Here is a 10985-nt window from a genome sequence, read left to right on the forward strand (position 1 = left end):
GCGTGATAGCGTTCATTTTAAACTACATCCCTAATATCGGGCCGATTATTGCCGGTATCCCGCCTACGCTTCAGGCACTGCTGCTAAACGGCGTTTATGAAGCGGCGCTGGTCGCGGCACTCTTCAGCGCAGTCCATATGGTGTTTGGCAATATGCTGGAGCCGCGCGTCATGGGGAAAGGGCTGGGGCTGTCCAGTCTGGTGGTGTTTCTATCGCTAATTTTTTGGGGCTGGCTGCTGGGGCCGGTAGGCATGCTGCTTTCCGTACCGCTTACCAGCGTGTGCAAAATCCTGATGGAAACCACGCCGGGCGGCAGCAAACTGGCGATTCTGCTGGGTAACGGCAGGCCGCCCAGAACAGCAAAACCCAAATTGCAAAAATAGCTGGCAGCGGCCCCGTGTGGCTCGGCTTTTATCCGGATGTGTGACGTGATTTCTATAAGGATTTTTTCGCAGCCATTCCTCAAGCCGGGCGACCTCCCGGGTGAAACTCATCGTGAAAAGCGAGTGCAAATACGCGCGGTTTAGCCGCGCGGCGATATGCTGGCACCGCGCCACTCCACGTCCATGATACAGACGCGAAGTGGCGCGGTATAAAACAGGGCGATTTTCAAAAAAATCGCCCTGAATACAGCGTGATGGGTGTCCGGGGCCGCACCGGTGCATGCGCCCCTGTAAGAAACGTATAGCGGAAGCGATGATCAAACTCTTAATTATTTAAAATTCGCTACGCGAGGGTGCGCCTGAATTTTTTTTCGGTGTCATGCTACCTTTACCTTTTTAGGGGTGCAGGGAAGCCACTCACAGGGGATATGAATGGATCAGCCGAAAAGAAGCAGTGAAAAAAGAGGCATGCTGCTGGCTATTGCAGGCGTGGTGCCGCTGCTCCTTTGTCTGTTGTTTACTTTTATTGATGCCAGACAGGTAGTTAAGCGGCAGCAGGCGGCGACGGCGAGAATGCTGCTGGCCCATGCTGAAGCAATCAGTGACAGAGCCTGGGATACCATCGGCGAACTTCAGGGCGTTCCGGAGCAGCCCTGCGGGCAAATCAATGACAAGCTGCAAAAACACGCGGCCTTGTCCCCCTACTTCCGCTCCATAGGCGTTATGCACGATAGTCGGGTAACCTGCTCTTCCGCTTTCGGCGGCCAGCGTAATGATATCGCCACCGTTATTCAGCGCCAGCCCCCGGCCGGGCGCGAAGCACAGTGGATGCTGTCGTTAAGCAAAACATGGGCGGTAAAAGACCGCCCGGCCGTGATTTTTATGCAGGACACTCCCGCGCATTTCAGCACTTTTGTGGTCATTGACGGCCAATATCTGCTGGATGTCATGAACGCAGTCGGCAAAAGCCAGGATAACAATATTCAGCTGCAGTTTGGCGGTGGCTTTGCTCTGCGCGGTGGCGCGGCTGACAGGCCGCCGTCGGGTCTTCTGCAGGCGATAACGCTAAGCGAACATTCCCGCCGCTACCCTATTGAGGTCGAAGTGACTTCGCCCGCCAGCGATATTGCCTTTACCTGGCGCCAGGGCCTGTTTACCTTTGTGCCCATGGCGTTGATTTTTTCACTGCTGCTAATGACCGTGACCAATAACTGGCTGAAACGTAAACTTTCGCCGCGTGACCAGCTGCGGCGAGCGATGCTCCATCGGGAGTTTTCCGTTAATTACCAGCCGATTTACCATATCTCTGGCGGCAAAGTCAGCGGGGCTGAAGTGCTGATGCGCTGGCAGCGGCCTGACGGTCACTGGGTCAGGCCGGATATGTTTATCAGCGCTGCAGAAGCGGAGGAGATGATCATCCCGCTGACTCGCCATTTGATCGAACTGGTGCTGGAAGACGCAAAACAGTGGACCCTGCCGCCAGATTTTCGTCTGGCGATCAACGTGGCGGCCGCCCATGTACAGCATGATGATTTTGTTGAGGATATGCGCTATTTTGCCCGGGGTATGGCGGTACACCGGCCGGATATCACGCTGGAGCTGACCGAACGCAGCCTGCTTTCTGACGGAGAAGACGTAGTGCAAAAGCTGCAGTTACTGCGCAGTGAAGGGATTCATATCGCCATTGATGACTTTGGCACCGGCCACTGCTCGCTCTCTTATCTGCAAACCTTTCCGCTGGATTACCTGAAGATTGACCGCGGCTTCGTCAACGCTATCGAGTCAACAAAGGGCGAAGCGCCGGTGCTGGATGCGATCATCACGTTAAGCCACAAGCTGGGACTAAAAATTGTGGCCGAGGGCGTAGAAAACGCCACCCAACTCCACTACCTGAAAGCGCGTGGGGTGATGTTTATTCAGGGTTACTATTATGCCCGTCCAATGGACAGTCGGTTATTTATGTCCTGGATGCAGCAGGAAGGCCAATGTCCACTAACTTAAATAGTCAGAAGCAGGCTGAATTAAGGCCGTCGGCAAAAACCGTAACGATTTTCAATTTCATTTACGCAGCTTCTGCGCAGCCCGTAATGCCACCTTCACCGCATCGTCCTCAAGGACCCTTTTTTGTTCGCTGTGCGTTATCCCTGCCTTTTCGCGATGGGCTTTCGTCCTGTCATTAATTCTGCCCAGCATGGTGATAATTTGCGTTGAAACCTGCTGATGCTCTTGATATATATCTAAATAGCCTTTCTTGCGATATCTCCAAAAACGGAACAAAGATAAAAAATTATATTTATCAATCATTTGGTATATTAAACCCCGCATTTTTCCGGCCACTTATTCTTAAACCGGGCAACCGTCATCGTCGCTGTTTCTTCCGTCATCTTTGCGTCACCAGGCCTTAATTTTTCTGATAAATTAATCCTGAGGGGCTGACGAGTAAGACGTTACTAAGACTGGCAGAATTTTAAATTGGCGCCCGTTTTTTCCAGACGGTAATTTTCTAAATGAAAACGATTTTTATTATACATTGTCACACCGCATAACGGCGCCCGGCAGTATTACCTATCATATCAACAGGCGCAATACTAAAATTGGCAGGGTGTAAGGCTTAACCTGAATATAAAAGCAGGTGCCTTTCTCTCTTATTTTCATTTGACCGGGCGGTGCTTTGCTTCTATTTTTCCCTGTTACATGCCGTTCCCGGTACGCTCTGGCGTCCGGTTACCGCTGGTTACATAATCTAATTTCAGGTAGAAATTATGTTACGCAGCGCAGAGACGATATACTGGAAGCTGACAGATGTTTGTTAACAAAAGAACGAATTTGCTGCTTATCTCTGTCTGCCGGGCGTAAGCCCGTACACCATTCGTTCTGCTTCTCCGCCGTGGCGGCATGAGCAGGGCGTAAGATTATTTCCGGGAAACAGTCAATTACAGGGTGCTTTATATGAAGCTACGTAGGAAGCGTGTTAAGCCAATTGGCTTAAAAGACGTAACGATCATTGATGATGCCAGGTTACGCAAGGCCATTACCGCAGCGTCGCTGGGTAACGCTATGGAGTGGTTTGACTTTGGGGTATATGGCTTTGTCGCCTATGCATTGGGCCAGGTCTTTTTCCCTGGTGCTGACCCTGGCGTACAGATGATCGCCGCGCTGGCAACCTTTTCCGTTCCTTTCCTGATCCGCCCGCTTGGCGGCCTGTTCTTTGGCGCACTGGGCGATAAGTATGGTCGTCAGAAAATCCTCTCTATTACCATTGTTATCATGTCAGTCAGTACATTCTGTATTGGCCTGATACCTTCTCATGCCTCTATCGGCATTTGGGCGCCCATCCTGCTGCTGCTGTGTAAAATGGCGCAGGGCTTCTCCGTAGGGGGTGAATATACCGGCGCCTCTATCTTCGTGGCCGAATACTCGCCGGACCGCAAACGCGGCTTTATGGGCAGCTGGCTGGACTTTGGGTCTATCGTCGGCTTTGTCACCGGCGCGGGTCTGGTGGTCGTGATTTCTACCGTGATCGGCGAAGCGAACTTCCTTGAATGGGGCTGGCGTATTCCGTTCTTCGTAGCACTGCCACTGGGCCTGATCGGGATTTATCTGCGTAATGCGCTGGAAGAAACGCCTGCGTTCCAGCAGCATGTTGAGAAGCTGGAACAGGGTGACCGCGAAGGTCTGGCCGACGGCCCTAAAGTGTCGTTTAAGGACATCGCGACCAAGCACTGGAAAAGCCTGCTGGCCTGTATTGGTCTGGTGCTGTCTACCAACGTCACCTACTACATGCTGCTGACCTACATGCCAAGCTATCTGTCGCATAACCTTCACTACTCCGAAGATCACGGCGTAATGATTATTATCGCGATTATGATTGGTATGCTGTTTGTGCAGCCGGTAATGGGGCTGATGAGCGATAAGTTCGGCCGTCGTCCGTTTGTGATTATCGGCAGTATCGCCCTGCTGCTGCTGGCAATTCCGTGCTTTATGCTGATTAACAGTGGCGTGATGGGGCTGATTTTCGCCGGTCTGCTGCTGCTGGCGGTGATCCTGAACTGTTTTACGGGTGTGATGGCCTCGTCGCTGCCAGCGATGTTCCCTACCCATATCCGCTACAGCGCGCTGGCCAGCGCCTTTAATATTTCCATTCTGGTAGCAGGCCTGACGCCAACGCTGGCGGCCTGGCTGGTGGAGTCCACCGGCAACCTCTATATGCCCGCCTATTATCTGATGGTGGTAGCCGTTGTCGGTCTGATTACCGGTATCATGATGAAGGAAACGGCCAATATGCCGCTGCGTGGCGCAACGCCTGCTGCTTCTGATATTGCCGAAGCAAGAGAGCTGCTGCAGGAACATCACGATAATATCGAGAGCAAGATTGAAGATATTAGCGAGCAGATTGCCGAGCTGGAAGAAAAGCGTAAGCACCTGATCAACCAGCACCCCCGCATTAACGAGTAACAACGAGTCATGTAACAAGCCCGCAGATGCGGGCTTTTTTTTGCCCTTCCGTCAGCTTTTTCCGCCCGCTGTCCAGTAGGTGCCGGTTTCCGGCAGCGGCAAAAATGCTTCGTTCATTTCACGCAGCGTGTTCGCCGGGTCCAGATCGTGGAACAGCTGCGGATGCAGCGTTTTAGCCATAGCTTCCACCGCCAGCAGATGCCACGGACTCAGATAAAAATTGTGCCAGATAGCCAGGGTTTTGCCCTGACGAACAGCCGCCAGCTGCGAGATAACCGGCTGACCCGCCAGCGCGTGCGAGAAACTTTGCTGCGCGGTCGCAGAGTCTACCAGAGGGCCAAGCTGTAGCCGATGTGGCTGCTGCGCATCGCCCAGTCCGGTCGCCAGAAAAAAATCGGGCCGGGCAGCCAGTACCGCTTCTGCGCTGAGCTGGCCAAACACGCCGCTGAATCGACCGGCCGCAATATTGTCGCCGCCTGCATACGTCAGCAGATCGGCCAGATTACCGTGTCCTACCGTGGTGCAGCAGCCTTCCCGACGGCCAATATGGAGTTGCAGCATAACGCGCGGCCTGACCGGCGCAGCCTGACGTAGGCGGTCCTGGATTAGCGCCATATGCCGTTGATAAAAGGCAATAAAACGCTGTGTTTTTTGCGGATCGCCCAGCGCCTCGCCCAGAATTTTCAGGCTCGGCACGGTATTTTTCAGCGGATCGATTCGGGTATCGACGTAAATAACCGGAATTCCCGCTGCCCCCAGCTGCGTTAGCATGTCGTCCTGCGCCGCAGGCTTTTTGGCGTAAAGTGGCAAAATCACCAGATCCGGCCGCAACGCGATCGTTTTTTCCATGCTGAGCTGGCCCGGATTAGCTCCCCCAATCAGCGGAATCTTCTTCATCGCGGGAAACGCGGTGCTGTAGCGTGCCCAGGTTTGCCTGTCGTAATGCGGCAGATCGCCGGGCCAACCCACCACATGCCGCAGCGGATTGCCATTTTCCACCAGCGCCAGTGTATAAAGCAGTCGCCCCTCACCCAGTACCACGCGCTGTGGATTATCCGGTACCGTCACCTTGCGTTGCAAAATATCGGTAAGGGTCTTCGCCTGCAGCGTAGCGCAGGCTAACAACAACAGCAGGATCAGCCATTTTTTCATCAAATTTTCCGTCAGGGTCAGAAATCAACAGAAGCTGAAACGACGATTTCGCGCGGTGCACCTTTGCTGACACGCAGGTTGCCGCCGCTGGATTCGTAGTAGGCTTTATCAAACAGATTATTAATGTTGAGCTTTAGCTGCGTATGTTTGCCCACCAGCTTGCTGTCCCAGGCGGCGAAAGCATCTGCAACCGTATAGTCTGGCAGAGTGAAACTGTTTTCCGGATCGCCCGCGCGCGACCCAACGTAACGTGCACCACCGCCAATCCGTACCTCACCCGGCAGCCAGGAAAAGCGCATGCCGTGCGTCAGATAAAGGCTGCCGCTGTTAGCTGGCGCATTGGCCAGACGATTGCCTACGTTGGCCGGATGAATATTATCCTCGACGATTTCCGTTTTATCATGGCTGTAAGTGGCTATCAGATTCCAGTCCGGCGCCAGCTCGCCGTTGATTTCCACTTCCGCGCCGGTAGATCGCGCTTCAGGGATGGTGCGCGTACTGCCGTTGATCAGCACCGACATATCTTTCTCATCAATACGATACAGCGCCAGCGTGGTGGATACGGCGGGCAGCACCTGCCATTTTGCGCCCACTTCATAAGTGGTGCCTTTTTCCGTAGAGGCGACGTTACCGTCGTCGTCAGTCTGCGTTGAAGGCGTGAAAGACTTGCTGTAGCTGCCGTAGAGCGAGAGATCCGGCAGCATTTTATACACCAGCCCCACCTGCGGCAGGAAGGCATCACCGCGATCGTTTAGCGTGCTCTGCGGATTAGCCCAGCCGCTGCTGGCGGTTTGGGTATAGCGCTGGTAACGAGCACCCGCTACGGCTATCCATTTGTCGGTCAGATGAATACTGTCTTTGGCATACAGCGAGCGACTGTAGAGGTTAGTGCGTAAGTTACTTTGCGCATCGGCAAGGGTACTTGTGTTGACCGGTGGCTCTTCGCCATAAACCGGGTCGTACATGTTGAAGGTTTTTGAGACTTTGCCGCGATAGGAATAGGCCTTGTAGGTTTCATCCTGCTCGTAGTCGACGCCCAGCATGATATCGTGCTGCATCCCCCCAATCTGCGGGCTGCCACCTATATCCCAGGCGAGATAGGTTGTCTGATGATTGAAGCCGCGATTGGCGTCTGCACGGCGCGAGACGATGCCGGTAGCCGCGTTGACGGCCGTGGCGCGCACTTCATTACTGTTATAACGACGTTGCATCCAGGCATAGTTAAGATGGGTCTCCCAGGTTTCATCCAGGCTGTAAGCGTAGCTGACGTTAAGACGCTTATTTTTCCCCCAGGCGTGGTTGGCGCTGTCGTCCAGGCGTTGATTATAGGGAATGTTCACCGGCTTTTTATTGATAAACGCGGTGCCGCGGTCGACCGGGATATCAAATTTGTATTCGGTATAGCTGATGTTAAAAGCGGCTTTTTCGCCATACCAACTCAGCGATGGCGACAGCAGCGTATGTTCTTTGGCGCCAAAGTTGCGCCAGTAGTCTTCACGCTGACGCTCGGCAATCAGGCGGAAAGCAAAGCCGTCGCCCAGCGGCCCGGTGATGTCCAGGCTGCCAGTACCGCCGCCAACGCTGGTGGTTTCGCCGCCAATATGCGTGTGCCATTCATACTGCGGCTTTTTGCTAATCAGGTTGATGATGCCGCCCGGATTCTGAATGCCGTACAGCAGCGAGGCTGAGCCTTTCAACACTTCCACATGATCAACGGTACTGTCCATCGACAGTCCCTGATTGCTGCGTACGCCATCGATAAAAATAGAACCGTCAGAGTTGCTGCCGAAGCCGCGCTTGACGAAGCCGTCTTCAATAGCGCCCAGCGTGTTGCCCTGACTGACGCCGCTAACAAACTTCATGGCATCGGTCACGCTTTTCACCTGATAGTCTTTTATCACCTGCGGCGTAACCACGCTGACGGACTGCGGCGTTTCACTGCGCGGCAGCGGCATTTTACTTGCCGCGCTTGCGGTATCCTGGCTATAGCTTCCCGTCTCGCCAATACTGTCAGCGGTAACGGTCAGCGTTTGCTCTTTCGCGGTGTCGGCTGTTGCCAGCGCCGCCGTGCTGAACAGCAGAGTAGGTAAAAGAAGAGGTATTTTCCCGGCAAAAGGGACAGCAGAAAATGGTTTCATCAATAAAAGCGCTGATAGAAGTAAAGTTGCCGCGGATGATAATAATTTTCATTTCTATTAGCAATTTCAAAAAGCGGTCGACTCAATAAAAAAGGCCCGCAGGCCCTTTTCCGCACGCTTCTGTGCGGTCAGAACGGGTAGCGCAGCCCCACATTGCCGGTATAGCCTTCCGTAACCGCCCCCAAGCGGTGTGCATATTTTACCTGGAGATAAACGCTGGAACGGGGGTTCAGCTGGCTGCTGAGAACAGCGCCAGCCTGTTCAGGTTGGAATCCGCAGTCACCAGCCAGCTGCTGGCGCTGTTGAGGAGTAGTGGATTAACATTTTGCGTCGCCCCATGGCGCGTGGAATCCTCGGTAACGGTCCAGGGTGAAGATCCCATAACGTATAACGGCAGAGAGAACAAAAGACCCCGGATAAAAGGCCGTACTATTATAGCCATGATGCTTCATTTCGTTAACATCCATGATAACTACATATAAAAAGGCTAGCGAATTTCCATGCGAGAAAGGGCAATATCTGCCAGACGAATTTTCTGAAAAAAAAGACCAAAGGATAAAATCAATAAATATAAAAACTGGCATAACCTGCCGTTCCTGCGCACCCTTCCCCGGATAATACTGAGGCTATAGTAGTACATAGCCTTAGCAGCAAAAGAGGTTTTCCAAAAAAACATCATATAAAAACAGGGTGATCTGTTTATTTAAAAGATAATAATTAAAATTATCGGAAATATTTTTGACTAAAGGCGTTAGCAAACCTCTTTATTTCCACCCCATTGCAAAATAAATATTTATCTCCACGTATCCACCCGCCTGTCGCTATTTTATGTCTCGGCAAGATTTAACTGAAGCATTTACATTAATTAATAACAGGAAAACTTATTTAGCAGACTACTTCGTCAGAAGAACGACCGGGGGAGTAAGAAATTAACAGTATAAGCCTCGTCCTTCTACGCCTTTTAATCTTTTTCTTTCAGGCAGCGTGATAAATATTGACCCGCATGACGTTATGCCGCCCACAGTGCCGGCGGCAGATCGACCCTGGAGGCTGGCGGTTTCGCCAGCGCAGGATTCACAACGCCTGCGCGCACGCCCATGCAGAACTCCAGGCCCATTGGAAATTGTAGCCGCCAAGCCAACCGGTAACGTCGACGACCTCTCCAATAAAATAGAGGCCTGGTACATCCCGCGCCTCCAACGTTTTCGATGAAAGCGCATCGGTATCCACACCGCCCAGCGTCACTTCGGCGGTGCGATAGCCTTCTGTGCCGTTGGGCTGCACACGCCAACCGTGAAGCGTTTCCGCCAGCTCAGCCTGCTGACGGCCGTTAAGCTGCTTCAGGGTGCACTCCGGCACGTGGCCAAGCAGCTGCAGGCATTCCACCAGCCGACGAGGCAAGACTTTAGCCAGCGTATTTTTCAGGCTTTGGTTGGGGTGAGCCTCGCGCTCTTCAGTGAGCAAAGCATTGAGAGCGTGCTCAGGCGAAAGGTTAATGGTCACAAATTCGCCAGGCTGCCAGTAGCTGGAAAGCTGTAGCACAGCCGGGCCAGAGAGTCCGCGATGGGTAAACAGCAGGGCCTCTTTAAAAACGGTACCGTCTTCTGCCGTCATCACAGCAGGAACGGCAACGCCGGAAAGCGTTTGCAGCGGCTCAAGCAGCGGTTTGTGCAGCGTAAACGGGACAAGGCCCGCGCGCGTTGGGAACACCTTCAGGCCAAACTGCTCGGCAATTTTATAGCCGAAAGGCGAGGCGCCCAGGCCGGGCATGGAAAGCCCGCCGGAAGCAATAACCAGTTTTTCAGCCTGCACTACGCTGCCGTTCAGCTCCAGCGTATAGCCGTTATCTTGCGTCACTTTCAGGACTTCACTGCGCAGCCGCAGCGTCACCTGCCCGGCTTCGCACTCTTTCAGTAACAGATCCACGATCTGCTGGGCCGAGTCATCACAGAAAAGCTGACCCAGCGTTTTTTCATGCCACTGAATACCGTGACGATTGACCAGGTCGATAAAATCCCACTGCGTATAACGTGCCAGCGCAGATTTACAAAAATGCAGGTTATGCGACAGGTAGGCCGCAGGCTCGGTATAAAGATTAGTGAAGTTACAGCGGCCGCCGCCCGACATCAGAATTTTGCGTCCCGCTTTTTTGCCGTTATCCAGCACCAGCACACGCTTGCCCCGCTGCCCGGCCTGGGCGGCGCAAAACAGACCAGCCGCACCTGCGCCAATAATGATAACGTCAAATTTGTCCACACTGCTCTCCGGCCCGAGGCTTAAAAAAACGCTGATTGTAATGACAAGACGGGCTTCCTGCCAGCGTCACAAAAGCGTCATACGTGGCCATCTTTATAACTGGATGATTTTTATACTTTTCAGGACCGCTATTTACTCGGTTTGACGTATTAATGTCAAAAAAAGTCTATATTTCACTTTCCCCCGGCGCGGTTTCTCGCTGATAATGCGCCGCGTTCATGTCCTCCAAAATGGCGTAACGCTTATGCTACATCTGTTTGCTGGTCTTGATTACCATACCGGCCTGTTACTCGTCCTTGCCCTGCTCTTTGTCTTGTTCTATGAAGCCATCAACGGCTTTCACGACACGGCAAACGCGGTGGCTACCGTTATCTATACCCGAGCAATGCGATCGCAACTGGCGGTGGTTATGGCCGGCGTATTTAACTTCTTTGGCGTACTGCTGGGCGGGCTAAGCGTTGCTTATGCCATCGTTCATCTGCTACCCACCGACCTGCTGCTTAACGTAGGCTCGGCTCACGGTCTGGCCATGGTCTTTTCCATGCTGCTGGCCGCTATTATCTGGAACCTGGGCACCTGGTATTTCGGTCTGCCTGCTTCC

General features: G+C 53.1%; 9 protein-coding genes. 4 read left to right on the forward strand and 5 right to left on the reverse strand.

Annotation, left to right across the window (positions count from 1 at the left end; all coding sequences use genetic code 11):
* A partial coding sequence (locus RTK32_RS12435; RefSeq protein WP_312044373.1) for an AI-2E family transporter occupies positions 1–383 on the forward strand: 383 nt, incomplete at its 5' end.
* Between the two features lie 432 nt (positions 384–815).
* Positions 816–2384 (forward strand): EAL domain-containing protein, encoded by a 1569-nt coding sequence (locus RTK32_RS12440; protein WP_312044375.1) that lies wholly within the window; start codon positions 816–818, stop codon positions 2382–2384.
* 57 nt (positions 2385–2441) lie between these two features.
* On the opposite strand, the gene RTK32_RS12445 is transcribed toward RTK32_RS12440, so the two are convergent.
* Positions 2442–2687, reverse strand: a complete 246-nt coding sequence (locus RTK32_RS12445; RefSeq protein ID WP_312044377.1) for a hypothetical protein — start codon at positions 2685–2687, stop codon at positions 2442–2444.
* 645 nt (positions 2688–3332) lie between these two features.
* On the opposite strand from RTK32_RS12445, the gene proP reads away from it, so the two are divergent.
* Positions 3333–4838 (forward strand): glycine betaine/L-proline transporter ProP, encoded by a 1506-nt coding sequence (gene proP / locus RTK32_RS12450; protein WP_312044379.1) that lies wholly within the window; start codon positions 3333–3335, stop codon positions 4836–4838.
* A gap of 51 nt (positions 4839–4889) precedes the next feature.
* Here the strand turns inward: proP and RTK32_RS12455 are convergent, their stop codons facing one another.
* The 4 genes from RTK32_RS12455 to RTK32_RS12470 form a co-directional block, all read right to left on the reverse strand.
* A complete protein-coding gene (locus RTK32_RS12455) occupies positions 4890–5990 on the reverse strand; it encodes an ABC transporter substrate-binding protein (protein WP_312044381.1) in 1101 nt (366 codons plus the stop codon).
* A 17-nt stretch (positions 5991–6007) separates the two neighbouring features.
* Positions 6008–8128, reverse strand: a complete 2121-nt coding sequence (locus RTK32_RS12460) for a TonB-dependent siderophore receptor (RefSeq protein ID WP_312044383.1) — start codon at positions 8126–8128, stop codon at positions 6008–6010.
* A 229-nt stretch (positions 8129–8357) separates the two neighbouring features.
* Entirely contained in the window at positions 8358–8570 is a 213-nt protein-coding gene (locus RTK32_RS12465; protein ID WP_312044385.1) for a hypothetical protein, read from the reverse strand.
* A gap of 632 nt (positions 8571–9202) precedes the next feature.
* Positions 9203–10384: an NAD(P)/FAD-dependent oxidoreductase gene (locus RTK32_RS12470; protein ID WP_312044387.1), complete on the reverse strand. Its 1182-nt coding sequence runs from the start codon at positions 10382–10384 to the stop codon at positions 9203–9205.
* A gap of 244 nt (positions 10385–10628) precedes the next feature.
* On the opposite strand from RTK32_RS12470, the gene RTK32_RS12475 reads away from it, so the two are divergent.
* A partial coding sequence (locus RTK32_RS12475) for an inorganic phosphate transporter (RefSeq protein ID WP_312044389.1) occupies positions 10629–10985 on the forward strand: 357 nt, incomplete at its 3' end.

The organism is Erwinia sp., assembly GCF_031978025.1.
In the GTDB taxonomy this organism is placed as follows: Bacteria; Pseudomonadota; Gammaproteobacteria; order Enterobacterales; family Enterobacteriaceae; genus Erwinia.

Bases quoted from the DNA above. Each gene is read 5' to 3' on its own strand.
- RTK32_RS12460 (WP_312044383.1), bottom strand. From the start codon at position 8,128: ATGAAACCATTTTCTGCTGTCCCTTTTGCCGGGAAAATACCTCTTCTT.
- RTK32_RS12440 (WP_312044375.1), top strand. From the start codon at position 816: ATGGATCAGCCGAAAAGAAGCAGTGAAAAAAGAGGCATGCTGCTGGCT.
- RTK32_RS12445 (WP_312044377.1), bottom strand. From the start codon at position 2,687: ATGATTGATAAATATAATTTTTTATCTTTGTTCCGTTTTTGGAGATAT.
- proP (WP_312044379.1), top strand. From the start codon at position 3,333: ATGAAGCTACGTAGGAAGCGTGTTAAGCCAATTGGCTTAAAAGACGTA.
- RTK32_RS12455 (WP_312044381.1), bottom strand. From the start codon at position 5,990: ATGAAAAAATGGCTGATCCTGCTGTTGTTGTTAGCCTGCGCTACGCTG.
- RTK32_RS12465 (WP_312044385.1), bottom strand. From the start codon at position 8,570: ATGGCTATAATAGTACGGCCTTTTATCCGGGGTCTTTTGTTCTCTCTG.